The 23,149-nt window shown below is 64.6% G+C and carries 27 protein-coding genes; 10 read left to right on the top strand and 17 right to left on the bottom strand.

Annotation, left to right across the window (positions count from 1 at the left end; all coding sequences use genetic code 11):
* Nucleotides 1-79: 79 nt before the first annotated feature.
* On the top strand, nucleotides 80-1,468 hold the full coding sequence (locus P3C50_RS06505; RefSeq protein ID WP_275545372.1) for an aldehyde dehydrogenase family protein: 1,389 nt from the start codon (nucleotides 80-82) through the stop codon (nucleotides 1,466-1,468).
* A 9-nt stretch (nucleotides 1,469-1,477) separates the two neighbouring features.
* Nucleotides 1,478-2,647 (top strand): iron-containing alcohol dehydrogenase, encoded by a 1,170-nt coding sequence (locus P3C50_RS06500; protein ID WP_275545371.1) that lies wholly within the window; start codon nucleotides 1,478-1,480, stop codon nucleotides 2,645-2,647.
* A 66-nt stretch (nucleotides 2,648-2,713) separates the two neighbouring features.
* Here P3C50_RS06500 and P3C50_RS06495 read toward each other — a convergent pair whose 3' ends face one another.
* The 8 genes from P3C50_RS06495 to P3C50_RS06460 form a co-directional block, all read right to left on the bottom strand.
* Entirely contained in the window at nucleotides 2,714-2,920 is a 207-nt protein-coding gene (locus tag P3C50_RS06495) for a hypothetical protein (RefSeq protein WP_275545370.1), read from the bottom strand.
* Nucleotides 2,921-3,011: 91 nt separating this feature from the next.
* Complete coding sequence (locus P3C50_RS06490; protein WP_275545369.1) at nucleotides 3,012-3,545, bottom strand: hypothetical protein; 534 nt, start codon at nucleotides 3,543-3,545, stop codon at nucleotides 3,012-3,014.
* A 111-nt stretch (nucleotides 3,546-3,656) separates the two neighbouring features.
* Nucleotides 3,657-4,139, bottom strand: a complete 483-nt coding sequence (locus P3C50_RS06485) for a hypothetical protein (protein ID WP_275545368.1) — start codon at nucleotides 4,137-4,139, stop codon at nucleotides 3,657-3,659.
* Nucleotides 4,140-4,496: a DUF6152 family protein gene (locus P3C50_RS06480; RefSeq protein WP_275545367.1), complete on the bottom strand. Its 357-nt coding sequence runs from the start codon at nucleotides 4,494-4,496 to the stop codon at nucleotides 4,140-4,142. It lies immediately after the preceding gene.
* A 99-nt stretch (nucleotides 4,497-4,595) separates the two neighbouring features.
* Nucleotides 4,596-5,861, bottom strand: a complete 1,266-nt coding sequence (locus P3C50_RS06475) for an Hsp70 family protein (RefSeq protein WP_275545366.1) — start codon at nucleotides 5,859-5,861, stop codon at nucleotides 4,596-4,598.
* A 63-nt stretch (nucleotides 5,862-5,924) separates the two neighbouring features.
* Nucleotides 5,925-6,899 (bottom strand): lysylphosphatidylglycerol synthase transmembrane domain-containing protein, encoded by a 975-nt coding sequence (locus P3C50_RS06470; RefSeq protein ID WP_275545365.1) that lies wholly within the window; start codon nucleotides 6,897-6,899, stop codon nucleotides 5,925-5,927.
* Between the two features lie 197 nt (nucleotides 6,900-7,096).
* Complete coding sequence (locus tag P3C50_RS06465) at nucleotides 7,097-7,534, bottom strand: YqaA family protein (RefSeq protein ID WP_275545364.1); 438 nt, start codon at nucleotides 7,532-7,534, stop codon at nucleotides 7,097-7,099.
* Between the two features lie 33 nt (nucleotides 7,535-7,567).
* A complete protein-coding gene (locus tag P3C50_RS06460; protein ID WP_197857101.1) occupies nucleotides 7,568-8,296 on the bottom strand; it encodes a VC0807 family protein in 729 nt (242 codons plus the stop codon).
* Between the two features lie 166 nt (nucleotides 8,297-8,462).
* Between P3C50_RS06460 and P3C50_RS06455 the strand changes: the two genes are divergently transcribed.
* The 8 genes from P3C50_RS06455 to P3C50_RS06420 all read left to right on the top strand — a co-directional run bounded on the left by P3C50_RS06455 (nucleotide 8,463) and on the right by P3C50_RS06420 (nucleotide 14,604).
* On the top strand, nucleotides 8,463-9,386 hold the full coding sequence (locus P3C50_RS06455; protein WP_275545363.1) for a substrate-binding domain-containing protein: 924 nt from the start codon (nucleotides 8,463-8,465) through the stop codon (nucleotides 9,384-9,386).
* 76 nt (nucleotides 9,387-9,462) lie between these two features.
* Nucleotides 9,463-10,236, top strand: coding sequence for a substrate-binding periplasmic protein (locus P3C50_RS06450; RefSeq protein ID WP_275545362.1), 774 nt, complete (start codon nucleotides 9,463-9,465; stop codon nucleotides 10,234-10,236).
* Between the two features lie 52 nt (nucleotides 10,237-10,288).
* Nucleotides 10,289-11,044, top strand: a complete 756-nt coding sequence (locus tag P3C50_RS06445) for a substrate-binding periplasmic protein (RefSeq protein WP_275545361.1) — start codon at nucleotides 10,289-10,291, stop codon at nucleotides 11,042-11,044.
* A 53-nt stretch (nucleotides 11,045-11,097) separates the two neighbouring features.
* Nucleotides 11,098-12,099, top strand: a complete 1,002-nt coding sequence (locus tag P3C50_RS06440; RefSeq protein WP_275545360.1) for a type II secretion system F family protein — start codon at nucleotides 11,098-11,100, stop codon at nucleotides 12,097-12,099.
* Nucleotides 12,100-12,236: 137 nt separating this feature from the next.
* Entirely contained in the window at nucleotides 12,237-13,100 is an 864-nt protein-coding gene (locus tag P3C50_RS06435) for an isocitrate lyase/PEP mutase family protein (RefSeq protein WP_275545712.1), read from the top strand.
* Between the two features lie 69 nt (nucleotides 13,101-13,169).
* A complete protein-coding gene (locus P3C50_RS06430) occupies nucleotides 13,170-13,436 on the top strand; it encodes a DksA/TraR family C4-type zinc finger protein (protein ID WP_197857106.1) in 267 nt (88 codons plus the stop codon).
* A gap of 75 nt (nucleotides 13,437-13,511) precedes the next feature.
* The gene (locus tag P3C50_RS06425) at nucleotides 13,512-13,955 is read left to right on the top strand and encodes a hemerythrin domain-containing protein (protein WP_275545359.1); all 444 of its coding nucleotides are present in this window, start codon (nucleotides 13,512-13,514) and stop codon (nucleotides 13,953-13,955) included.
* A 154-nt stretch (nucleotides 13,956-14,109) separates the two neighbouring features.
* Nucleotides 14,110-14,604, top strand: a complete 495-nt coding sequence (locus P3C50_RS06420) for an REP-associated tyrosine transposase (protein ID WP_343252187.1) — start codon at nucleotides 14,110-14,112, stop codon at nucleotides 14,602-14,604.
* Nucleotides 14,605-14,688: 84 nt separating this feature from the next.
* On the opposite strand, the gene ureC is transcribed toward P3C50_RS06420, so the two are convergent.
* The 9 genes from ureC to urtB form a co-directional block, all read right to left on the bottom strand.
* Entirely contained in the window at nucleotides 14,689-16,389 is a 1,701-nt protein-coding gene (ureC, locus tag P3C50_RS06415; protein ID WP_275545357.1) for an urease subunit alpha, read from the bottom strand.
* A 137-nt stretch (nucleotides 16,390-16,526) separates the two neighbouring features.
* Complete coding sequence (locus tag P3C50_RS06410) at nucleotides 16,527-16,835, bottom strand: urease subunit beta (protein ID WP_197857109.1); 309 nt, start codon at nucleotides 16,833-16,835, stop codon at nucleotides 16,527-16,529.
* A gap of 7 nt (nucleotides 16,836-16,842) precedes the next feature.
* On the bottom strand, nucleotides 16,843-17,343 hold the full coding sequence (locus P3C50_RS06405; protein WP_275545356.1) for a GNAT family N-acetyltransferase: 501 nt from the start codon (nucleotides 17,341-17,343) through the stop codon (nucleotides 16,843-16,845).
* Between the two features lie 2 nt (nucleotides 17,344-17,345).
* Nucleotides 17,346-17,648 (bottom strand): urease subunit gamma, encoded by a 303-nt coding sequence (gene ureA / locus P3C50_RS06400; RefSeq protein WP_275545355.1) that lies wholly within the window; start codon nucleotides 17,646-17,648, stop codon nucleotides 17,346-17,348.
* 42 nt (nucleotides 17,649-17,690) lie between these two features.
* Nucleotides 17,691-18,527 carry an urease accessory protein UreD gene (locus P3C50_RS06395; RefSeq protein WP_275545354.1) on the bottom strand — a complete coding sequence of 279 codons (837 nt, stop codon included), beginning with the start codon at nucleotides 18,525-18,527 and terminating at the stop codon, nucleotides 17,691-17,693.
* Nucleotides 18,528-18,669: 142 nt separating this feature from the next.
* Nucleotides 18,670-19,368: an urea ABC transporter ATP-binding subunit UrtE gene (gene urtE / locus P3C50_RS06390; protein WP_275545353.1), complete on the bottom strand. Its 699-nt coding sequence runs from the start codon at nucleotides 19,366-19,368 to the stop codon at nucleotides 18,670-18,672.
* Between the two features lie 212 nt (nucleotides 19,369-19,580).
* Nucleotides 19,581-20,423, bottom strand: coding sequence for an urea ABC transporter ATP-binding protein UrtD (gene urtD / locus P3C50_RS06385; protein WP_275545352.1), 843 nt, complete (start codon nucleotides 20,421-20,423; stop codon nucleotides 19,581-19,583).
* A complete protein-coding gene (gene urtC / locus P3C50_RS06380; protein ID WP_275545351.1) occupies nucleotides 20,420-21,511 on the bottom strand; it encodes an urea ABC transporter permease subunit UrtC in 1,092 nt (363 codons plus the stop codon). The genes urtD and urtC overlap by 4 nt, the downstream gene beginning before the upstream one ends.
* Entirely contained in the window at nucleotides 21,511-23,079 is a 1,569-nt protein-coding gene (gene urtB, locus P3C50_RS06375) for an urea ABC transporter permease subunit UrtB (protein ID WP_275545711.1), read from the bottom strand. Before urtB ends, urtC begins: the two co-directional genes overlap by 1 nt.
* Nucleotides 23,080-23,149: the final 70 nt, after the last annotated feature.

The following is a 23,149-nucleotide window of genomic DNA, read 5'->3' as shown; positions in this document are numbered from 1 at the left end:
GGATGCAATCCGGGGCGGTTTCGTCGAGTGTCCCCCGGATTGCATCCGGGCTACGAAGGCAAGATTCGCGGAGCACCTTATGAGCAAGCTGCAATGCATTTCCCCCATCGATGGCTCGGTCTACGTCGAGTGTCATCTGGCCTCCAATCCCGAGGTACTGGTGGCGCTAGCCAAGGCCGAGCTGGCGCAGCAGGCCTGGAAGCAGACGCCGCTGCGTGAACGCATCGCCATCGGCCGGCGCGCCATCGAAGCCTTCGCTGCCCGTGAGGCGCAGCTGGCCGAGGAGCTGTGCTGGATGATGGGACGGCCGATTCGCTACGCCGCCGGTGAGATACGCGGCTTCGTCGAACGTGCCAGCCATATGGCGGATATCGCCGAGGGCTCGCTGGCCGATATCCGCCTGCCGGACAAGGCCGGTTTCACCCGCTTCATTCGCCGTGAGCCACTCGGCCTGGCGCTGATCATCGCGCCCTGGAACTACCCCTATCTGACTGCCGTCAACGCGGTGATGCCGGCCCTGCTGGCGGGCAATGTGGTATTGCTCAAGCATTCGGCGCAGACACCGTTGTGCGCCGAACGCATGGTGGAGGCCTTCGCCGAGGCCGGCCTGCCCGAAGGCGTATTCCAGTACCTGCACCTGAGCCATGGCGAGACCGAGGCCTTGATTCGTTCGCCGAGCATCGACCATGTCGCCTTCACCGGTTCGGTGCCAGGGGGCGCGATGGTCGAGCGTGCGGCGGCCGGACGTTTCATCAGCGTCGGGCTGGAGCTGGGCGGCAAGGACCCGGCCTACGTCCGCGCCGATGCCGATCTTCAGCATGCGGTGGAAACCGCCATCGAGGGTGCCTTTTTCAACTCCGGGCAATCCTGCTGCGGTATCGAGCGCATCTACGTGCACGCGTCGCTGTACGACGAATTCGTCGAGCGTGCCGTGGCGCTGGTGCGCCAGTACAAACTGGGGCGTTCGGACGATCCTGAAACCACCCTGGGCCCCGTGGTGCGCAGCGATGCCGCCGACTTCGTCCGTGCTCAGATCGCTGAGGCGGTCGAGCAGGGCGCCAAGGCGCATATCGACCCGGCCGAATTCCCCCTGGATGCGCCGGGCACGCCCTACCTGGCGCCGCAGGTGCTGACCAACGTCAGCCATGAAATGCGCGTGATGACCGAGGAATCCTTCGGCCCCGTGGTGGGCATTCAGAAGGTTGCCAGCGACGAGGAAGCGCTGGCGCTGATGAACGACAGCGAGTTTGGCCTGACCGCGGCGATCTTCAGCCGTGATGTAAATGCCGCCATGGCCCTGGCTGATCGGGTTGAGGCCGGCACAGTGTTCCTCAACCGCTGCGACTACCTAGATCCCGGCCTGGCCTGGACCGGCGTGAAGCACTCGGGACGCGGCTGCACCTTGTCGCGGGTTGGCTACGAGCAGCTGACCCGGCCGAAATCCTTCCACTTCAAGACTCAGTTGTGAGGTCGCGCCATGATTCTCGATCAGTACCGCATGAACTGGAATTACCCCACCTCGATGCGCGTCGGTATCGGCCGTGTCAGCGAGCTGGCCGAGGCCTGCCGCCAACTAGGTATGCGTGCGCCGCTGCTGTGTACCGACCCCGGCCTGGCTTCGTTACCGATGATCGACGCGGCACTGCGCCAGTGCCGCGATGCCGGGCTGAATGCCGGGCTGTTCTCGGCCATCAAGGGCAACCCCACCGGCGCCAACGTGACCGATGGTGTCGCCGCATTCAAGGCGGGCGGGCATGACGGCGTGATTGCCTTCGGTGGCGGCTCGGCGCTGGACGCCGGCAAGGCCATCGCCCTGATGGTGGGGCAGGATCGACCACTTTGGGATTTCGAGGATATCGGCGACAACGCCAGCCGGGTCAATGTCGCCGGCATGGCGCCGGTGGTGGCGGTGCCGACCACGGCCGGCACCGGCTCGGAAGTCGGTCGCGCCTCGGTGATCACCGACGACGCGGCGCATGTCAAACGCATCATCTTCCACGCGCGGATGCTGCCTGCGCTGGTGATCCTCGACCCGGAACTGACCGTCGGCCTGCCGGCGAAGATCACTGCTGCCACCGGTATGGACGCGCTGTCGCACAGCCTGGAGGCGTTCTGCTCGCCGTTGTTTCACCCCATGGCCGAGGGCATCGCCCTGGAAGGCATGCGCCTGGTGCAGCAGTACCTGCCGCGTGCGGTCGCCCAGGGTGCGGATGTCGAGGCGCGGCTGCAGATGCTGGTGGCCTCGAGCATGGGCGCTACCGCTTTTCAGCGCGGCCTCGGTGCGATGCACGCGCTGGCGCACCCGCTGGGTGCGCTGTACGACGCCCACCACGGCCTGCTCAATGCGGTGCTGATGCCCTACGTGCTGGTGGCTAACCGTGGCGCCATCGAGCCGCAGATGGAAAAGATGGCGCGCTACCTGGCGCTGCCTGGCAGCGGCTTCAATGCGGTGCTCGATTGGGTGCTGGCGCTGCGCAGCGAGGTGGGCATCCCCCATAGCCTGAGCGAGATTGGCATCGACGATGCGCGCATCGAGCAGGTCGGGCGTATGGCCGAAGTGGACCCGTCAGCCGGCACCAACCCCATCGCCTTCAGCGCTATGCAGTACAGCGCATTGCTCGAAGAAGCGCTACGCGGGATGCTGTAGCCCGGATGCAATCCGGGGACATTTGGCCTGCTGCCCCGGATTGCATCCGGCCTACGGGGCGGGCGTTTACTGCCCGGCGGCGTCCAGCTGTTCTTGCAGACGCTGCTGGGCCTGCTGGTTGACCTGCTCAATCTGCTGCTTGAGCTGCGCCATCTGCTGCTGTTTCTGCGCCGCGTCCTGTGCCTGCAGGGTGGCGGTGGTAGCCGTTTCCGGACCGCCACAGGCAGCGAGCAGCAAAGGGCTGAACAACAGGGCGAGGCGGATCGGGCGCATGGTGACTCCAAGGGGCAAAAGCGTTACGGGATAGGCGGTTAGCCCCCTCTCCCATTTATGGGAGAGGGTTGGGGAGAGGGCAAGCCGCGTCCTATTCTTCAGCCTGCTCCGCCTGCAAGGCTTCCAGCGCCGGGGCGGCGTAGATACCCACTTCCACCGCCAACTCCATTACCCGCGGCAGGTCGCTGGCATACACCAGCACCGCCTGCAACTCGTCATCCAGCGGTTCGCTGAAATCCACCAGCACGTAGCCGCCGGTTTCCGGTGACAGCGCCGAGAGCTGCACCTGGATGCGGTTGAGCGCCTTGAGCGGTTCGGTCTTGGCCAGTTGCTTGGCCTTCAGTACGAACTGCACTTGCGGGCCGAAGGATTCGGTGATGCGCTGGAACAGCTCTTCATAGCTGTCGGCCTGAAACAGCACCGTCTCCGGCAGGCTGCCGATCACCACCCATTCGCCCAGCGGGATAGGGAATTCGTCGTCGTAGTTGACGTCCGGATTGGCGGCGAGGAACGCGGCCGGGTCGGCATAGGCCTGCGCCGCCTCATCGGCGATACGCGCGATCTCGTCTTCGGCCAGGCAGCCGGAGCTTATCTTGGCGATCAGTTCTTCCAGCTGGGCTTGCATCGGGGCATTCCTGTAACGAGGGCGAAGGCGCGCAGGATAACAGGTCGTTTTCACCCCGGTCTTGCCGATGCAGTGGTTTTTCAGCGGCCTGTCGCGGCAAGGCGCGCCGCGCTAGAAGTAGGCCAGCAGGCGGCCGAGGCTCATCGCCAGCAGCCAGAGCAGCAGCGACAGCGCCGCCTGCATCCGGCCGAGCAGCGGTGCGTGCAGGTCCCAATTGGCCAGTCGGGAGTTCCACAGGCGACGAAATAGCAAAGCGTTGCCGATGGCCAGGGCGATCAGCAGCAGCTTGAGCTGCAGTAGACGGTCAACGGTCAGCGGCCCGGCGTCGGCGGCGAATAGGCAGAAGCCGCTGCCTAGCAACAACACCAGACCCAGCACTGCCAGCGGCGTCAGCGTCCGCGACACGGCAGGCAGTGAGAAAGCGCGGCCGGCGCCAAGCAGACGCGCATCAAGCAGCAGCATCGGCCCCAGCAGCAGAACCAGGCCCAGCAGGTGCAGCAGGTTCAGCGCAGGATAGAGCAGTGTCGAGCTGCGCATCTGCGTGCCCAGTGCCGAGGCTTCGAGCCAGGCCGCCCAGGCGATCAGGCTGTCCATCTACCTGAGTTCGATGGTGCGACCGTCGACGATGATGCGTTCGGCGCGGATCTCCGGGGTGCCGTCCTTGCGTGGGTAGCCGACTATGGTCACGGTCTTGCCCTCCGTCAGGTCGGCTTCCGGCAGGCCACGTGCCTGCAGGCGGTTGATTGGGGCGAGGATCACCTGCCAGGTGCGCCCGTCATGCTCGATGCTCACGTCGGCGTGAGGGTTGCGGTAGCTGACGCTCTGCAGCGGCACCTCCAGGGTCAGTGGCTGATCCGAGTCATAGGAGCTCCAACCATGGTGGGCCTGGGCGAGGGAGCCGGCCAGCAGCAGGCCGAGGGCGGTGGCAACGAGCAGCAGTTTCTTCAGCATGGCGATCACCCGGTGGGCTGATTGAACACCGGGTAAACCTAGACGCTGAGACCGGCGCCGGGGCGCACCGGCACATTTGGAAACAGAATGGCGCCAGCCTCAGCCGTAGCGTTTCTTCGCCTCGATGGCCAGGCCACTGCCGATGCTGCCGAAGGTATTACCCTCCACGCTACGCGCGTTGGGCAGCATCGCTGCCACGCTCTGGCGCAGCGCCGGCACGCCACTGGAACCACCGGTGAAGAACAGCGTATCGACCTGATCGGCCGCGACGCCGGCATCGGCCAGTAGCTGTGTGAGGCTGGCGCGAATGCGTTCGAGCAGCGGCTCGATGGCGTTCTCGAACAGCGGGCGGGTCAGTTCGGCGACCAGGCCCGGTTCGACGCGCGACAGGTCGATGGGGCGCGTGTGCTGTTCGCTGAGGGCGATCTTGCTTTCTTCCACCTGCATCGCCAGCCAATGCCCGGCGCGCTGTTCGATCAGACCGAAGAGGCGGTCGATGCCGGTCGCGTCGACGATGTCGTAGCGCATGTTCTGCAGGGCCAGTTGGGTCTTCTGCGCGTACAGCGCATTGATGGTGTGCCAGGTGGCCAGGTTGAGGTGGTAGCTGGTGGGCATGAAGGCGTCGCTCTTCATCCTGCTGCCATAGCCGAACAGCGGCATCACGCCGGCCAGCGACAGCTGCTTGTCGAAGTCGGTACCGCCGATGTGCACGCCGCCGGTGGCCAGGATGTCGCCCTGGCGCTCGGCCAAGTGGTGACGCTCGGGCGCCAGGCGCACCAGGGAGAAGTCCGAAGTACCGCCACCGATGTCGACGATCAGCACCAGCTCCTCGCGCTCCAGGCTCGACTCGTAGTCGAAGGCCGCGGCGATGGGCTCGTACTGGAAGGACACCTCCTTGAAACCGAGCTTATGCGCCACGGCCACCAGGGTGTTCTGCGCCTCCTGGTCGGCGGCCGGGTCGTCGTCGACGAAGAACACCGGGCGGCCCAGCACCACTTCCTCGAAGGCGCGCTCGGCCTGGCTTTCGGCACGCTTCTTCAGCTCACCGATGAAGAAGCCGAGCAGGTCCTTGAACGGCAGGGCGCTACCCAGCACGGTGGTCTCGCTCTTCAGCAGCTTGGAGCCGAGCAGGCTTTTCAGCGAGCGCATCAGGCGCCCTTCATAGCCTTCCAGATACTCGTGCAGGGCCAGACGGCCGTAGACCGGGCGGCGCTCTTCGGTGTTGAAGAAGATCACCGAGGGCAGGGTGATCTTGCCGTCTTCCAGGGGCAGCAGGCTGTCCTGGCCGGGGCGCAGCCAGCCGACGGTGGAGTTGGAGGTGCCGAAGTCGATGCCGCAGGCGCGGGCAGGCGTAGAAAAGGACATGGAAACGCAGGGCCGAAAAAATGGCCGCGTATTCTATGCCAGCGCCGCGGTGGCGGCGAGTCGTCAGGACGGCAGGTTGTTGCCTCGCTGTTTTTCCTTCCACTGGTTCCATTCGAAGCCCAGCACCACCAGCAGCGACAGGGCGAAGGGCAGCAGCAGGTAGAACATGCGGAACACGATCAGCGCGGCCAGTACATCGGCGGCGGGTATCTCCGGCAGGGCGGCGAGAAAGGTCACTTCCAGCACGCCCAGGCCACCCGGCGCGTGGGACAGCAGCGCCAGGGAGAAGGAGGCGAGGAACACGCCGAGCACCACCAGGTAGCCGGGGTGATTATCGGCCGGCAGGGCGAAGTAGATGATCGCCGCCGCGCACAGCAGCTCCAGCGGGCCGGCCAGCAATTGGCGGCTAACGATGGGCAGGCGTGGATATTCCACGTGCAGCTTGCCCAGCGTCCAGGGTTTGAACTGGCGCCACGAGCCCAGCACGTAGAGGCCGACCAGGCTCAGCAATACGCTGCCGATCACCACCGATACCAGCGGCGTGATATTGGCCACCCGGTGGACCAGGTCGGGCTGGGCGATCAGTACGCAGCCGCTGGCGAGCAGGGTGCCGAGAGCGAAGGTAAAGGAGCAGAAGACGATGAGAATGCCGATTTCCTGCGGGGTCAGGCCTTTGCTGCGATAGGCCCGATAGCGCACCACGGCCCCGGAGAACACCGAGGCGCCAATATTGTGCGCCAGTGCGTAGGTGGTGAAGGAGCACAGGGTGATGAAGCGCCAGGGAATCTTCTTGCCCAAGTGAGCGACGGCGATGCGGTCGTACCAGGCCAGTGCCCAGTAAGCGCCGAGGGTGGCCACTGCAGCGAGCAGCCAGTTCATGTGCGAGATCGCCTCGAGGCTGCCCTTGATCTCGTCGAGGGAAATATTGCGCAGTTCGCGATAGAGCAGGAAGCCAGAAAGCACCACGGCACTGAGCCCGATCAGCGTCCAGATCAGGTCGCTGCGCTTCAGTTTGGGTTTGGCTTCTACGACAGACACCGCTATTCCTCGCTCATCAAGCCCCAGAGTTGTGGGGCCGCATGCCTCTGACGAGGCGGCTGTTCACCGGCTGGCCGACCGTTGGCGGATTGTGCCCGCACGGCGCGCTGCGCAGTATCAGGGAGCCGCCGCCAGTACTCAACTGGCAGGCATGCAGGCGCCCCTTAGTAGTTGTGTCAGCGATTGTCCCGATACGTTCATATCCAGGCTAGGGTCAGCGCCGCCAGCACCGCGTAGCGGCTGGCTTTGGCCAGGGTGACGATGAGCAGGAATATCCACAGGCGCTCGCGCATCACCCCGGCGACCAGCGTCAGTGGGTCGCCGATCACCGGCATCCAGCTGAGCAGCAACGACCAGCGCCCGTAGCGCGCGTACCAGGCCTGCGCCTGCTGCAGCCGAACCGGGCTGACCGGAAACCAGCGCCGCTCGCGGTAATGTTCGATCGAGCGCCCCAGCAGCCAGTTGACCCATGAGCCCAGCACGTTGCCCAGCGTCGCAGCCAGCAGCAGCGCCCATAGCGGATGCTGGCCGGCCAGCAGTAACGCCACCAGAACGGCTTCGGACTGCAGGGGTAACAGCGTTGCCGCGCCGAAGGCGGAAAGAAACAGACCCAGGTAAGCGGAAAGCCCGAACATGTTCAGCGCTGCCGACCCGCAGGTCGGCGCGGCTCAGCTCTGCGATTCCTGGCCGGTGTTGGCCATGATCTCTTCCAGGCTCAGCCCGGTCAGGCCATGAATGGTCTTCCACAGGTAGTAGAAGATGGCCATCAGCATGATCATCGAGGGAATGGCGATCATCGGATAGCTGAGCAGCGTCATGCGCCCGAGTTCGTCGTTGAACGCCTCGGTACCGGCCGGGCTGACCACGATCCACTTGGCCAGCACGTAGTTCATGAACGAGGAGAAGAAGAAGGTGCCGCTGAGCCAGTAGGTCGCGCGCATCAGCCGTGTTTCGAAGTGTTCGACATGGCCGCCCTGTTCCAGGCGATCATGGATCTTGTCGACGTTGAGCACGGTCTTGTTGAACAGAAGGGTGCGGATCAGCGGGTAGCGGGTGCGAGTCGAGACCAGCACGGCGATGCCGATCAGACCGGGGATCAGGGCTTCTTTGACCGCCAGCCATTGGGTGTCGAGCTTTAACAGGCCGATGCCGCCGGTGAGCGCGACGCTGACAAGGCCGAGCAGGGCGATGAAATTGAATTTGCGGTATTTGATCAGCTCGAACGCGCCCCAGCCCAGGGGGAACGCCAGGGCCAGCAGCAGCGCGCCGTCGGCACCGAGGCGGTGCTCGCCACTGAGCTTCATCAGAATGAACGAGGGAATCAGGATGCTGATGGCCAGATCGATCAGCGGGCGGGGCTTGTGCGTCGGGGTACGGCTGTCAGTGGTGGCGGTCATGGTAGCTGGAGTCTGCGTAGGAAGCCCGATGATCGCCTGCCCGGCGCGCCAGAGCTAGCCCGACTGTCGGTTTTGAATGTGAAAAAGTATGAGTCGACAGCTTGCCGACAGGAGTAGCACCGTGCAATAGCGCTGCTAAAGTGATGGCGAGGCCCTGGAGTCGAACATGCCAAGAATCATCCCCTTCATTTGCCTGCTGCTGAGCGCCTGGGGCCTGGCGGCGCCACCGTCCTGGGCGCGCGACTGCATCGGCCTGGTGCCGGCCGGCACCTCGTCCTACTGGGCCGAGCTGGAGGCCGGGGCGAGGCGCACCGCCGAGGATCTGCAACTGCAACTCTATACCCGTGGCCCCGCGCATGAGGGTAGCGTCGAGGTGCAACTGCAACTGATCGATCATGTCCTCGCCCATGGCTGCAAGGCGCTGATCATCGCTCCGGCCGGAGATGCCATCGACGACCGTATCGTGGCCCTGCGCGCCGAGGGTATTCCTACCGTCTACGTCGACCGCAGTGTCGCCGGTGAGGGCGCCTATGCGCTGGTGGCGACCGACAATTTCCTTGCCGGCCAGTTGGCCGGGCAGCAGTTGGCCGAACGCCTCGGGCGGGGTGGTCGGGTCGGCGTGTTGCGCTTGCGCCCGGGTCTGCAATCGACCGAGGAACGCGAGCGCGGTTTTCTGCTCGCAGCGCAATCGGCGGGGCTGCAGGTGGTATTCGACACCTACCTGGGCGATGACCGCCAGCGCATCGTCGAGGCCCTGAGTGAGCAATTGCCCAGACTCGACGGCCTGTTCAGCCCCAATGGCAGTGGCAGCCGCGCCACCCTGGCGGCCCTGCGCCAGTTGGGCAAGGCCGGACAGGTAGACTTCGTTGGTTTTGACGGTGGCGAGCCGCTGTTCGGTGCATTGCGTGAGGGGCAGATTCAGGCCCTGTTGCTGCAACAGCCACAAGCCATGGGTGACCATGCGGTGCGCCTGGTGCAGCGCGCTCTGAGCGGCGAGCGGGCCATTACGCGGTTGCAACTGCTGCTCGAGCCGAGGGTGATGACCGCCAGGGAACTGGCCGAGACCGCCGCGCCAGCGCAGCCTTGGTGATGGATGCGCTAGGCGTTTATGATCCTGCGTCGGCCGCCCTGAATTCGCTGTAGGGCGGCCCTTGACGGTATGACGTATGAACCTGAAATACCCGGTTGCCCTGCTGTTGCTCCTTTGCAGTCTTGGCGCTCATCTGTCGGCTGCCGAGTTGCGGCTGTACACCGAAGACTATCGACCGTTCAGCTATCTGCAGGACGGCAAGCCGAGCGGCATGGCAGTGGAGGTGGTCGAGGCGCTGATCCGCCGTACCGGCGAAACCGCGCGCATCGAATTGGTGCCCTGGACGCGCGGCTATCACCAGGCTCGTCATCAGGCCGACACCGCGCTGTTTTCCACCGTGCGCACGGCGCAGCGTGAAGCCGAGTTCCAGTGGGTCGGGCCGATCGCGCGGGGCTACACGCGGTTCTACACGCACAAGGATGCCGGGTTGCGGGTCACCAGCCTCGATGACGTGCGCCAACTCGGTACCCTCGCCGTGCCCAAGCAGTGGTACAGCTACGAAGTGCTTCGCCAGCAGAATCTGGATAACCTCTACGGCGTGCCGACCCCGCAGGACATGCTGCGCATGTTTCGCCATGGCCGGGTCAAGTTGTTGCTGGCCAACACCCTGACCCTCGATGGCATGCTCGCTGAACAGGGTATGAATGCCGAGCAGTTGCAGGAACAGTTCGACCTGATGCCCAACGATTCCTATATCGCCTTCTCCCTGCAGACCGATGCCGCGCGTGTCGCCCGTTGGCAGCGGGCCCTTCAGGACATGCGCGATGATGGCAGCCTGGCGCGTATCTACAGGCACTGGTTTCCAGGCGCCGACGAGCGAGCGTTGGCCGATTTGCTTCGCGCCGAGTGAAGCTGCTGCGTGGCGTAACGCGTCTTGCTAGGTTGCAAGCGGGAGGGGGCTGATGGGCAAGCGCTTGCATCGATGGTTGTGTGTCGTGCTGGTGGTGCTATGTGCGCCAGCGGCGGCGCAGCTGCGTCTGCTCACCGAGGATGCACCGCCGATGAGCTTCATGCGCGATGGTGAGGCCAGCGGCTTTTCCATCGATGTGGTCAGAGCCTTGCTGGCGCGCACCGGTGATAGCGGGCGGATCGAGCTGATGCCCTGGACGCGTGCCCTGCATCTCGCCCAGCAGGACGAAGACATCGCGCTGTTTTCCACCGTGCGTACGCCCGAGCGTGAGGACAGATTCCACTGGGTCGGCCCCATCGTCGTTGGTACCACCAGCTTCTACTCGCTGAAATCCCACCACTTCGTCATCGACACGCTGCAGCAGGCTGCAGCCAGTGGGCCGCTGGCACTGCCCAAACAGTGGTACACCTTCGAGATCCTGAGCGCCAAGGGTTTTGACAACCTGTACGGCGTGCCCAGTTCGAAGCATATGATGACCTTGCTCAAGCATGGCCGGGTCAAGCTGATCGCCACCGAGGACCTGACTCTGGCTGGCGAGCTCGCCGCCGTGGAGCTCAAGCCACAGGATGTCACTGCGCATGTGCCGTTCATGCGCTCGGCCTATTACATCGCCTTTTCCCCGCAAACCTCGGTGGTGCGTGTGGCGCGCTGGCAGCGGGCTTTGCAGCAGATGCACGAGGACGGCAGCCTCGAAGCCATTCTCAGGCGCTGGCTGCCGCACGCAACGATGCCGCCGATGGAACCGTAGCGGCTCGCCTGGCGACTGGTTAACCTGAACGCTGCAATTCACCGAGCCCGATCATGTCGCGTCCCAATGTCACTCTCGATCTACGCAGCCGCGCCGGATTGTTCGCTCACCTGGGGGCGATGGAACGGGCGGGCGTGCCCATCGATCGAGCGCTGGCCAGCCTGGATCTCGGTGTGCGCCATGAAGCCGCCGTGAAGCGCTTGCGACAGATGGTTGGCAACGGACGCGACCTGGCGACTTCCAGCCAGTTGACTGGCGTGTTCACGCCATTGGAAAGCGGCTTGGTGCGCGCTGCGCAGGAGGCCGGCGCGTTGGCGCATATCTACGAGCAATTGGCGCAGCGTTACGATGAGCAGGCACGCCACGCCGCCGAACTCGTCTCACGTTTGCTGCTGCCCGCCGGCGTGTTGATGCTGGCGCTGGCGGTCAAACCCTTGCCCGCCTTGGTCGCTGGAAACCTGAGTGTCGCCGGCTACCTCGCGGCCGTGCTGCTACCCGTATTGTGGCTATCGATATTGCTGTTTGGTGCTCGAGCACTGTGGCGCCGCTGGCAGCAGCGGCGAGCCGATCAACCGGGCTCTTTTGACGATCTGCTGCTGGCCCTGCCAGTGCTCGGCAGCCTGCAGCGCCGCGCGGACCTGCGAAATTTCTGCGATAGCCTCGGGCTGTTGCTGGAGGCCGGCATGCCCGTGCTCGACGCCTTGCCACGCGCCTGTAATACGGTGAGCAGCATAAGGCTACGGCGGGATTTCGCCAGCCTGGCGCCGCGAGTCGCCGCCGGGCAGTCGCTGGTGCGTGCCTTCGATGCGCTGAACTTTCCCGGCAAAGCCATGCTGATCGGCGTGCTTAATACCGGTGAAGCGACCGGCCGCCCGGGCGAGGCATTGCTGCGTTTCGCCCGCCTGCAGGCGCAGCAGCTGGCCGCGAGCCAGCAGATGCTGGCGAGCTGGGCGCCACGGCTGTTCTATCTGGCCGTCGCCATCTGGATGGCATACGGCCTGCTGACCGGCGGCGGCTTCTTTCCGGCGCTGCCCGCGGAGCTGGCTGGCCGATAAATTGCTGGTCATTGACCACGGCGAGCCGTCTGAAAGCTGGCAGCAAGTGCCTTGCGCTAGCATTGGTCACGTCTACGCCATTACTAAAACGAGAAAAAAGCGATTCAACCGACTTTGGAATACGCCCCATGCCCATCCTGCAACGTGCATCCCACCATGAGCTACGCAGCGCCTTTCGTGCACTGCTCGCTTCCGACCGCTGCTACCACACCGCTTCGGTCTTCGACCCCATGTCCGCCCGTATTGCCGCCGATCTCGACTTCGAAGTCGGCATCCTTGGCGGCTCCGTCGCCTCTCTGCAGGTGCTCGGCGCGCCGGACTTCGCCCTGATCACTCTTAGCGAGTTCGTCGAGCAGGCCACGCGCATCGGCCGTGTCTCACGTTTGCCGGTGATCGCCGACGCCGACCACGGCTATGGCAACGCGCTCAACGTGATGCGTACCGTGGTCGAGCTGGAGCGTGCCGGCGTTGCCGCGCTGACCATCGAGGATACGCTGCTGCCGGCCCAGTTCGGCCGCAAATCCACCGACCTGATTTCCATCGAGGAGGGCGTCGGCAAGATCCTCGCGGCGCTGGAAGCACGCGTCGACCCGGAGCTGGCGATCATCGCCCGCACCCATGCCGGTGTGCTGGATGTGGACGAAGTGATCCGTCGCACCCGCGCCTACGAGGCGGCTGGCGCCGATGGTATCTGCCTGGTCGGGGTCAAGGATTTTGCCCATCTGGAGCAAATCGCCTCTGGCCTCAAGGTGCCGCTGATGCTGGTCACCTACGGTAACCCCGAGCTGCGCGACAACCAGCGTCTGGCCCGGCTCGGCGTACGCATCGTGGTCAACGGCCACGCCGCCTACTTCGCCGCGATCAAGGCCACTTACGATTGTCTGCGCGAACAGCGCGGCGCGCAGCAATGCGACCTCAACGCCACCGAGCTGACCCACAAGTACACCATGCCCGAGGATTACATCCGCTGGGCCAAGGAGTTCATGGAAGTCCGCGAGTAGCGACAGGCTGCACTTGCACTTCGCGTCTCCCGGGCGCATATCTGTCCAGGGAACGCGAGGAGGTGGAGCATGGCAGGTGGTTGGGCAAGCGACGACGCAGTTCAGGAACAGATCGACAGCAGCATCGAGGACGCCGTCTCGCGTGCGCGCAGCCAGCTGCCGAAAGGCGAAAGCCTGCGTCACTGCGAAGAATGCGATGCGCCCATTCCCGAGGCTCGTCGCCAGGCGATTCCCGGCGTGCGCCTTTGCGTCAAGTGCCAGGCCGAGCACGACCGGGAAAACGCCGCCTATAGCGGTTATAACCGCCGGGGCAGCAAGGACAGCCAGTTGCGTTGAACAAGCGGTACGGCACCTCTACGAGTCCTGATGGTCTAGTGCTACTACAACCGTGACTCAGGAAGAGGTGCCTGCATGACGATTTTCGAAGCCTTACGCATCAGCCACGACATCCAGCGCGAACTGGCGCATAAACTGATCGCCACCCAGGGCGACAGCGCCGAGCGCCACGCCTTGTTCTCTCAGCTCAAGCACGAGCTGGCCGTGCATTCGGTGGCCGAAGAGCGTCATTTCTACATCCCCCTGATGCAGCAGGATGCGGGCGTCGATCTGTCACGCCACGCCATCGCCGAGCATCACGAGATGGATGAAATGGTCGAGGGCCTGGAGGAAACCGACCCCAGCAGCCCCAGCTGGCTAGCGCAAGCCAAGGCGCTGGCGGAAAAGGTCGAGCATCACCTCAAGGAAGAAGAACACACCTTCTTCCAGATGGCCGGCAAGCTGCTACGCGACAAGGAGAAGCAGCAACTGGCCGGCGACTATCTCAGCGCCTACGACGAGATGAAACAGGCGTCCTGATGTTTTAGCTAGTCTGTATTGCAATGGTGGGTTGCACCCGCCCTACCCATGATCCGTAGGGCGGGTGAAACCCGCCATCGACTATCTGCAACAAGGACGTTGCCATGCCTGACTACCGCCGCGCCGCCGTTCCTGGCGGCACTTTTTTTTCACGCTGGTCAGCGAGCGGCGCCAGCCAATTCTCACCCGCCCCGATATCCGCCAGGCCTTGCGCGAAGCAATCGAGACGGTGCGCCTGAGCCAGCCCTTCGCAATCGACGCCTGGGTATTGTTGCCCGATCATCTGCATGCCATCTGGCGCCTGCCGCCCGGTGACAGGGATTTCTCCAATCGTTGGCGATTGATCAAGCGGCATGTCACCCATGCTTGCGGCAGCGCTTACCTGCGCGACGACCTGATGAGCGAGCGGCGCCGGGTGAAGGGGCAAGGCTCGTTATGGCAGCAGCGCTTCTGGGAGCATCTGATTCGTGACGAGCGCGACTACGCGCGGCATTTCGACTACCTGCACGGCAACCCGCTCAAGCACGGTTTGGTCACGCGTGTGCGGGACTGGCCTTGGTCGTCGTTTCACCGCTGGGTGAAGGTAGGGGTTTACCCCGTGGATTGGGGTGGGGATACAAGCATCGATGATTTGGGTGCCGGCGAATGAATTGGCGGGTTGCACCCGCCCTACAGGTTGCCACAGGCGGGGCAATCGCCTATCCGGTAGGGCGGGTGAAACCCGCCAGGGATGTCAGAACAGAAAATACCGCTGCGCCATCGGTAGCACTTCGGCTGGCTCGCACCAGAGCAACTGGCCGTCAGCCTTGACCTGATAGTTCTGCGGATCGACCTCGATGTTCGGCAGGTAGCCGTTGTGGATCAGGTCGTTCTTCTGCACTTCGCGGCAGCCTTTGACTACGCCGATCTTCTTCTTCAGCCCAAGCTGCTCGGGCACGCCGGCGTCGAACGCCGCCTGGCTGATGAAGGTGATGCTGGTGGCATGCCGGCTGCCGGCGTAACTGGCGAACATCGGCCGGTAGTGCACCGGCTGCGGCGTCGGGATCGAGGCGTTGGCGTCGCCCATCAGGCTGGCGGCAATGGCGCCGCCCTTGAGGATCAGCGTCGGCTTCACGCCGAAGAAGGCCGGGCGCCAGAGCACCAGATCCGCCCACTTGCCCACTTCGATCGAGCCCACCTCGTGGCTGATGCCGTGGGTGATGGCCGGGTTGATGGTGTATTTGGCGATATAGCGCTTGGCGCGGAAGTTGTCGTTGCCGGGGGCGTCCTCGGGCAGCGGGCCGCGCTGCTGCTTCATCTTGTCGGCGGTCTGCCAGGTGCGCGTGATTACCTCGCCGACGCGGCCCATGGCCTGGCTGTCGGAGCTGATCATGGAAAACGCGCCCAGGTCGTGGAGGATGTCTTCGGCAGCGATGGTTTCGCGGCGGATGCGGCTCTCGGCAAAGGCCACGTCCTCGGCGATGCTCGGGTCGAGGTGATGGCAGACCATGAGCATGTCCAGGTGCTCGTCGATGGTGTTCTTGGTGAACGGCCGGGTCGGGTTGGTCGAGGACGGCAGCACGTTGGGGAAGCCGCAGGCCTTGATGATGTCCGGGGCGTGGCCGCCGCCGGCACCCTCGGTGTGGTAGGTGTGGATGGTGCGGCCCTTGAATGCGCCGAGGGTAGTCTCGACGAAGCCGGACTCGTTCAGGGTGTCGGTGTGGATCGCCACCTGCACGTCGTATTCGTCGGCCACGCTCAGGCAGTTGTCGATGGCCGCCGGGGTGGTGCCCCAGTCCTCGTGCAGCTTCAGACCGATGGCGCCGGCCTTGACCTGCTCGATCAGCGGCTCCGGCAGCGAGGCGTTGCCTTTGCCGGTAAAGCCCAGGTTCATCGGGAAGGCATCGGCGGCCTGCAGCATGCGCGCCATGTGCCATGGGCCGGAAGTGCAGGTTGTGGCGTTGGTGCCGGTGGCCGGGCCGGTGCCGCCACCGATCATGGTGGTGACGCCGCTCATCAGCGCCTCTTCAATCTGCTGTGGGCAGATGAAGTGGATATGGGTGTCGATGCCACCAGCGGTGAGGATCATGCCTTCGCCAGCGATCACCTCGGTGCCGGCACCGATGGCGATGGTCACGTCCGGCTGGATATCCGGGTTGCCGGCCTTGCCGATGGCGGCGATGCGTCCGTCCTTGAGGCCGACGTCGGCCTTGATGATGCCCCAGTGGTCGATGATCAGCGCGTTGGTGATCAGGGTGTCGACCACGTCGGCGGCGCACAGCTGGCCCTGGCCCATGCCGTCGCGGATCACCTTGCCGCCGCCGAATTTCACTTCTTCACCGTAGGTGGTGAAGTCCTTTTCGACTTCGATCCACAGGTCGGTATCGGCCAGGCGCACCTTGTCGCCGACGGTGGGACCGAACATGTCGGCATAGGCTTGTCTGCTGATTTTCATATTCGCTTCCCTTGTGGCGCGAAGGCTGGCGCGTATTTTTCTGTCTGTCAGGGGATTAGGCGCTGTGGTTCTTTTGTAGGAGCGGCTTTAGCCGCGAAATAGTTATCGCGGCTAAAGCCGCTCCTACAAGAGTCACCTCAATCCAGGTCGCCCATTACTCGGCCGGCGAAGCCGAACACCCGGCGCGCACCGCTCAGCTCGACCAGCTCCACATCACGGCTCTGCCCGGGTTCGAAGCGCACCGCAGTGCCGGCCGGAATATTCAGGCGCATGCCGCGTGCGGCGGCGCGGTCGAACAGCAGGGCGTCGTTGGTCTCGAAGAAGTGGTAGTGCGAGCCCACCTGGATCGGCCGGTCGCCACTGTTGGCCACGGAGAGGGTCAGGGTGCGGCGGCCGGCATTGAGCTCGATCTCGCCATCGGCAATCTGGTATTCGCCGGGAATCATGGGCTGCTCACTCCAGAGTCAGTTGCATAAAGGTCAGATCCAGCCAGCGGCCGAACTTGCGGCCGACCTGGGGCATTTGCCCAGTGGTGACGAAGCCGAGGCGCTGGTGCAGGCGGATCGAGGCGGCGTTCTCCGACTCGATGGCGGCGACCATGACGTGCAGGCCGGCTGCGCGGGCGCGTTCGATCAGTGCCTGCATCAGCGCCGGGCCGAGCCCTTGGCCACGTTGATCGCTACGCACGTAGACCGAATGCTCGATGGTGTGGCGAAAGCCCTCGATGCTGCGCCAGGTACCGTAGCTGGCGTAGCCGATCACCTCGCCGCTGGTATCGCGCGCCACCAGCACGGGAAAGCCCGCTGCCGTGCGTTCGGTCAGCCAGGCGCGACGGTTGGCCAGGTCCACCAGGGTCTCGTTCCAGATCGCCGTGGTGTGCTGCACCGCGTCGTTGTAGATGGCGAGGATGCCGGGCAGGTCGGCTTCACTGGCGTTCGCTATTTCGTAGCTCATGGTTATGCAATCGGTTGGTGTACGGTCACCAGCTTGGTGCCGTCGGGGAAGGTGGCTTCGATCTGGATTTCCGGGATCATCTCCGGCACGCCCTCCATCACCTGATCACGGGCTAGCAGGGTGGTGCCGAGGTGCATCAACTCGGCGACGGTCTGGCCGTCGCGCGCGCCTTCGAGCAGCGCGGCGGAGATGTAGGCCATGGCTTCCGGGTAGTTCAGCTTCACCCCGCGCGCCAGGCGGCGCTCGGCCACCAGGCCGGCGGTGAAGATCAGCAGCTTGTCTTTCTCGCGTGGACTCAGATCCATCGTTCGCTCCAGTTCATGGGGAGACTGCAGGCAGCCTCCGCCTCAGGTATTCCAGATTCGGGGTGGCACTGCTTCACGCCCCAGCAGCGCCGGACGCAGCAGGCGCCAGAGTTCGATCAGCCAGGCACGCGCCTTGAGCGCTTCACTGGCCAGGCAGCGCGCGACCAGCAGGCCCGCGAGCTGGCTGAGGTCACCGCGTACGCCGTCGATCCTTAGCTCGCGGCAGCGCTCCAGCAGGTCGCCTTCCACTTCACCGCTGACCAGTAGTGTGGCGAACACCGGCTGGCCGTCCAGGCCAATGGGTGAGTCGAGCAGGCCGTCGCCGCCGATCACGCGCTGGCGCTCGTGCCAGAGCAGTTTGCCGTCGCGACGGATATCCAGCGCAGCCTGAAAATGGCCGCTGGCAAAGCGCTCGTCGGCGGCGGGGCGGCCGAGAGCAACGATGTCCCAGTAGAACAGACGAGCATCGCCGTGCAGCTCGATCTGCGTGTGCAGTTCGGCCTGGGCGCCGGCATAGAGGATGGTTTCCTGCGGTAGCCATTCCAGGGTGGCGCCAGCGTCGACACGCAGGCGCAGATCCTGCCGGGCGACACCGGCCGCGCGGTACCACTTGGCCGCGCCGGGGCTGGTGAGTTGCACCCAAGTGTTCTCGCCCGCATGGGCCGAGATATCCAGGATGTCACCACCGGCGATGCCGCCGGGCGGGTGGACGATGATGTGCTGGCACACCTCCGGTCCTTCGGCATACAGGTGCTTCTGCACCCTTAGAGGGCCAAGGTGGCGCCTGCGCACTGGCGTGGTGCGTTCGCCGTGGCGCGCGTAAGCCAGCTCCAGCTCGGCAGGCCAGCTTGGCGTGAACAGGGCGGCAGGCAGATTCATGTTAAGGCAGCGGTTCCGCAGGATAGTTGACCGAGTGGGCAAGCAAGAGGCGTGCCCTGAACCAATTCGGTGCGTGGTTGCCCGCAGGCATGCAGCGCCAGGAGCCGTCGCGGCTAAAGCTCCTCCCACAGGCGAGCGACCTTCAGATGGCCACCAGCCCGCGCACACCTTCGGCTTCCATGTTCTCGCCACGGCCGTGCTGGACGATCTCGCCACGGCTCATCACCAGGTACTGGTCGGCCAGCTCGGCAGCGAAGTCGTAGAACTGCTCCACCAGCAGAATGGCCATGTCGCCACGGGCGGCGAGCTTCTTGATCACCGCGCCGATCTCCTTGATCACCGAGGGCTGGATGCCTTCGGTGGGTTCGTCGAGGATCAGCAGGCGCGGCTGGCTGGCCAGTGCGCGGCCGATGGCCAGCTGTTGCTGCTGGCCGCCGGACAGGTCGCCGCCACGGCGATGCTTCATCTCGCGCAGTACGGGGAACAGCTCGTAGACGAACTCGGGCACGGTCTTGGCCTGGCTGCCGGGAAAGCGTGACAGCCCCATCAGCAGGTTCTCTTCCACCGTCAGGCGGCCGAAAATCTCGCGGCCCTGCGGCACATAGGCGATGCCGGCGTGTACGCGTTGGTGCGGTTTGAAGCCGGTGATGGGCTTGCCTTCCCATTGCACGTTGCCGTCCTTGGCCGGGATCAGGCCCATCAGACATTTGAGCAGGGTGGTTTTGCCCACGCCGTTGCGGCCGAGCAGGCAGGTGACTTCGCCGACCTTCACGTCGAACGACAGGCCACGGAGGATGTGGCTGCCGCCGTAATACTGGTGGAGTTGTTGGACTTGCAGCATGACGTACCTCTCGTGCCCACGCTCTGCGTGGGTATGCAACTGACGACGCTCCGCGTCGTTGGAACGCGGCGCGTTCCGGGAAGGGTTCCCGCGCGGGCGCTATGCCGTCTCGCAGTGGAAACCATCAATTTTCTTCGCGGCTGAAGCCGCTCCTACAGGCATGATGGATGTCTCGTAGGAGCGGCTTCAGCCGCGAATCAGAGAGCGTTGGCTCAGCGCCCCAGATAAACCTCAATCACCCGCTCGTCGTTCTGTACCTGCTCCAGCGAGCCTTCGGCCAGCACGCTGCCCTGGTGCAGTACGGTGACGTGATCGGCGATGGAGCCGACGAAGCCCATGTCGTGCTCAACCACCATCAGCGAGTGCTTGCGTGCTAGCGACTTGAACAGCTCGGCGGTGAACTCGGTCTCGGCGTCGGTCATGCCGGCCACCGGTTCGTCGAGCAGCAGCAGGTGCGGCTCCTGCATCAGCAGCATGCCGATCTCGAGGAACTGCTTCTGGCCGTGGGAGAGCAGGCCAGCCGGGCGGTTGCGCGAGGCTTCCAGGCGAATGGTGGTCAGCACTTCCTCAATGCGATCCTTCTGCTCGCCACTGAGCCTGGCGCGCAGGCTGGCCCATACCGACTTGTTGGTCTTCTGTGCCAGCTCCAGGTTTTCGAACACCGTCAGCGCTTCGAACACCGTCGGCTTCTGGAACTTGCGGCCAATGCCGGCCTGGGCGATCTGCACTTCGCTCATGCTGGTCAGGTCGTACTGCTCACCGAAGTAGGCCACGCCGTTGTCCGGGCGTGTCTTGCCGGTGATCACGTCCATCATGGTGGTCTTGCCGGCGCCGTTGGGGCCGATGATGCAGCGCAGCTCGCCGACGCCGATGTACAGGGTCAGGTTGGTCAGCGCGCGAAAACCGTCGAAGCTGACGTTGATGTCTTCCAGAGTGAGGATAGTGCCGTGGCGAACGTTGACGCCCTTGCCGACGTTCTTGCCGGTGTCCAGCGCCAGGCCGGTGGGGTCTAGAGCGGCTTCGAGCATGGTTTCAGATACCGGAGTGGCTTTCATTGATCCTTCTCCTTGCGCAGCAAGCCCACCACGCCACGCGGTAGATACAGGGTGACGACGATAAACAGCGCACCCAGGGCGAACAGCCAGTATTCCGGGAAGGCCACGGTGAACCAGCTCTTCATGCCGTTGACCAGGCCGGCGCCGAGCAGCGGGCCGATCAGCGTGCCGCGACCGCCCAGGGCGACCCACACGGCCGCTTCGATGGACTGGGTCGGCGCCATTTCGCTGGGGTTGATGATGCCCACCTGCGGCACGTACAGCGCGCCGGCCAACCCGCACAGCACCGCGGAGAGCACCCAGATAAACAGCTTGTAGCCGCGTGGGTCGTAGCCGCAGAACATCAGGCGGTTCTCGGCGTCACGCAGAGCGGTGAGCACGCGGCCGAACTTGCTGCGCGCCAGGCGAAAGCCCAGGTACAGGCTGCCCACCAGCAGCACCACGGTGGCGAAGAACAGCGCGGCGCGAGTGCTCTGCGCGGTGATGTCGAAGCCGAGGATGCGGGTGAAACCGGTAAAGCCGTTGTTGCCGCCGAAGCCGGTTTCGTTGCGGAAGAACAAGAGCATGCCGGCGAAGGTCAGTGCCTGGGTCATGATCGAGAAGTACACGCCCTTGATTCGCGAGCGGAAGGCGAAGAAGCCGAACACCAGGGCCAGCAGGCCAGGCGCCAGTACCACCAGGCACATGGCCCAGAGGAAGCTGGAGGTGCCGTACCAGTACCAGGGCAGTTCGCTCCAGGCCAGGAAGCTCATGAAGGCCGGCAGCCCGTCGCCCGCCGACTGGCGCATCAGGTACATGCCCATGGCATAACCGCCGAGGGCGAAGAACAGGCCATGGCCCAGCGACAGCATGCCGGCGTAGCCCCAGACCAGGTCCAGCGCCAGGGCGACGATGGCGTAGCAGAGAATCTTGCCCACCAACGTCAGGCTGTAGGCCGAGACGTGCAGGGCGTGGTCGGCCGGCAATAGGTGTAGCAGCGGCATGGCGATCAGCACGGCCAGCACCAGCAGGCCGATGGCCAGCGAAACCTGCGGGCCGAGCTTGGCTGTGGCGCGAGCGAGAACGGTTTGGTTCAGTGGCATGGTCATCAGTCGATCACCCGTCCTTTGAGAGCGAAGAGGCCTTGCGGGCGTTTCTGGATGAACAGGATGATCAGCGCGAGGATGAGGATCTTGCCGAGCACGGCACCGATCTGCGGCTCGAGGAACTTGTTCACCACGCCGAGGCCGAAGGCGGCCAGCACGCTACCGGCCAGTTGGCCGACGCCGCCGAGTACCACCACCAGGAAGGAGTCGATGATGTAGCTCTGGCCTAGGTCCGGACCGACGTTGCCGATCTGGCTCAGGGCCACGCCGCCTAGGCCAGCTATCCCTGAGCCGAGGCCGAAAGCCAGCATGTCCACGCGGCCGGTGGGCACTCCGCAGCAGGCGGCCATGTTGCGGTTCTGGGTTACCGCGCGCACGTTGAGGCCCAGGCGCGTCTTGTTCAGCAGCAACCAGGTCAGGACCACGACGAACAGGGCGAAGCCGATGATGACGATGCGGTTGTACGGCAGCACCAGGTTCGGCAGCACCTGCACGCCGCCGGACAGCCAGGCCGGGTTGGCCACTTCGACGTTCTGCGCGCCGAAGGTGACGCGCACCAGTTGAATGAGGATCAGGCTGATACCCCAGGTGGCCAGCAGGGTTTCCAGCGGGCGGCCGTAGAGATGGCGGATCACCGTGCGCTCCAGCGCCATACCGATGCAGGCGGTGACCAGAAAGGCGATCGGCAGCGCGGCCAGCGGGTAGAGCGTGAGGTATTCGGGGGCCAGGCGCTGGAAGCTCAGCTGCACCACATAGGTGGTGTAGGCGCCGAGCATCAGCATCTCGCCGTGGGCCATGTTGATCACCCCGAGCAGGCCGAAGGTGATGGCTAGACCGAGGGCGGCGAGCAGCAGGATCGAACCCAGCGACAGGCCACTGAAGGCCTGACCGAGCAGTTCACCGATCAGCAGTTTGTTCTTCACCTGGGCCAGGCTCTGCTCGGCAGCGGCGCGCACGCTGGCATCGCTTTCTTCGCCATCGAGCAGGCTTTGCAAGCGGGTGCGGGCAAGCGGGTCGCCGGTCTTGCCCAGGCGCTCCACAGCCGCCAGGCGCACTGCGGGGTTGGCGTCGCTTAGCTGCAGATTGGCCAGGGCCAGGGTGATGGCGTCCTGCACGGCTTCGTCCGCTTCGATGCTCATTCGGCTCTCGAGCAGCGGCAGCAGAGCCGGCGGTGTGTTGCGCTGCAGTTGCCGGGCAGCCTCGAGGCGCACGTGTGCGTCGTTGTCGAGCAACTGATGGCTGGCCACGGCGAAGCCGATCAGACCGCGCAGGCGGTTGTTCAGACGCAGTTTGCGTGGCGTGCCATTGGCTTCGGCGTCGCCATCAGCGGCCTGCCAGGCGCCGTCCTGTTCGATGAAGGCGCGTTTGTCGGTATCGCCGCCGACGCGGCCCTGCTGCAGGGCTTGCAGCAGTGGCATACGTTCGGGGCTGGGCGCGGCGGCCCAGTCCTGCAACAGCTTGGCCTGCTTGCTGGCATTGGCGGCGACGAAATCGTCGGCCTCGCCAGCGTTCGCCGCCAGTGGCAGCAAAAGCAGCAGGCTTAGGAGAATTCGGGTAAGGGCAGTGGGCATAAGGGTGTCCTTGGCGTAGCCCGGATGACGTCCGGGGCGAGCTTCCCGGATTGCATCCGGGCTACGGCGG

This window comes from Pseudomonas sp. Marseille-Q0931 (genome assembly GCF_940789645.1).
GTDB lineage: Bacteria > Pseudomonadota > Gammaproteobacteria > Pseudomonadales > Pseudomonadaceae > Aquipseudomonas.
The sequence above is the reverse complement of the archived record's forward strand: the minus strand, read 5'-3'. Positions and strand labels throughout refer to the sequence as shown.

Bases quoted from the DNA above. Each gene is read 5' to 3' on its own strand.
- P3C50_RS06505 (WP_275545372.1), top strand. From the start codon at position 80: ATGAGCAAGCTGCAATGCATTTCCCCCATCGATGGCTCGGTCTACGTC.
- P3C50_RS06500 (WP_275545371.1), top strand. From the start codon at position 1,478: ATGATTCTCGATCAGTACCGCATGAACTGGAATTACCCCACCTCGATG.
- P3C50_RS06495 (WP_275545370.1), bottom strand. From the start codon at position 2,920: ATGCGCCCGATCCGCCTCGCCCTGTTGTTCAGCCCTTTGCTGCTCGCT.
- P3C50_RS06490 (WP_275545369.1), bottom strand. From the start codon at position 3,545: ATGCAAGCCCAGCTGGAAGAACTGATCGCCAAGATAAGCTCCGGCTGC.
- P3C50_RS06485 (WP_275545368.1), bottom strand. From the start codon at position 4,139: ATGGACAGCCTGATCGCCTGGGCGGCCTGGCTCGAAGCCTCGGCACTG.
- P3C50_RS06480 (WP_275545367.1), bottom strand. From the start codon at position 4,496: ATGCTGAAGAAACTGCTGCTCGTTGCCACCGCCCTCGGCCTGCTGCTG.
- P3C50_RS06475 (WP_275545366.1), bottom strand. From the start codon at position 5,861: ATGTCCTTTTCTACGCCTGCCCGCGCCTGCGGCATCGACTTCGGCACC.
- P3C50_RS06465 (WP_275545364.1), bottom strand. From the start codon at position 7,534: ATGTTCGGGCTTTCCGCTTACCTGGGTCTGTTTCTTTCCGCCTTCGGC.
- P3C50_RS06460 (WP_197857101.1), bottom strand. From the start codon at position 8,296: ATGACCGCCACCACTGACAGCCGTACCCCGACGCACAAGCCCCGCCCG.
- P3C50_RS06455 (WP_275545363.1), top strand. From the start codon at position 8,463: ATGCCAAGAATCATCCCCTTCATTTGCCTGCTGCTGAGCGCCTGGGGC.
- P3C50_RS06450 (WP_275545362.1), top strand. From the start codon at position 9,463: ATGAACCTGAAATACCCGGTTGCCCTGCTGTTGCTCCTTTGCAGTCTT.
- P3C50_RS06445 (WP_275545361.1), top strand. From the start codon at position 10,289: ATGGGCAAGCGCTTGCATCGATGGTTGTGTGTCGTGCTGGTGGTGCTA.
- P3C50_RS06440 (WP_275545360.1), top strand. From the start codon at position 11,098: ATGTCGCGTCCCAATGTCACTCTCGATCTACGCAGCCGCGCCGGATTG.
- P3C50_RS06430 (WP_197857106.1), top strand. From the start codon at position 13,170: ATGGCAGGTGGTTGGGCAAGCGACGACGCAGTTCAGGAACAGATCGAC.
- P3C50_RS06425 (WP_275545359.1), top strand. From the start codon at position 13,512: ATGACGATTTTCGAAGCCTTACGCATCAGCCACGACATCCAGCGCGAA.
- ureC (WP_275545357.1), bottom strand. From the start codon at position 16,389: ATGAAAATCAGCAGACAAGCCTATGCCGACATGTTCGGTCCCACCGTC.
- P3C50_RS06410 (WP_197857109.1), bottom strand. From the start codon at position 16,835: ATGATTCCCGGCGAATACCAGATTGCCGATGGCGAGATCGAGCTCAAT.
- P3C50_RS06405 (WP_275545356.1), bottom strand. From the start codon at position 17,343: ATGAGCTACGAAATAGCGAACGCCAGTGAAGCCGACCTGCCCGGCATC.
- ureA (WP_275545355.1), bottom strand. From the start codon at position 17,648: ATGGATCTGAGTCCACGCGAGAAAGACAAGCTGCTGATCTTCACCGCC.
- P3C50_RS06395 (WP_275545354.1), bottom strand. From the start codon at position 18,527: ATGAATCTGCCTGCCGCCCTGTTCACGCCAAGCTGGCCTGCCGAGCTG.
- urtE (WP_275545353.1), bottom strand. From the start codon at position 19,368: ATGCTGCAAGTCCAACAACTCCACCAGTATTACGGCGGCAGCCACATC.
- urtD (WP_275545352.1), bottom strand. From the start codon at position 20,423: ATGAAAGCCACTCCGGTATCTGAAACCATGCTCGAAGCCGCTCTAGAC.
- urtC (WP_275545351.1), bottom strand. From the start codon at position 21,511: ATGACCATGCCACTGAACCAAACCGTTCTCGCTCGCGCCACAGCCAAG.
- urtB (WP_275545711.1), bottom strand. From the start codon at position 23,079: ATGCCCACTGCCCTTACCCGAATTCTCCTAAGCCTGCTGCTTTTGCTG.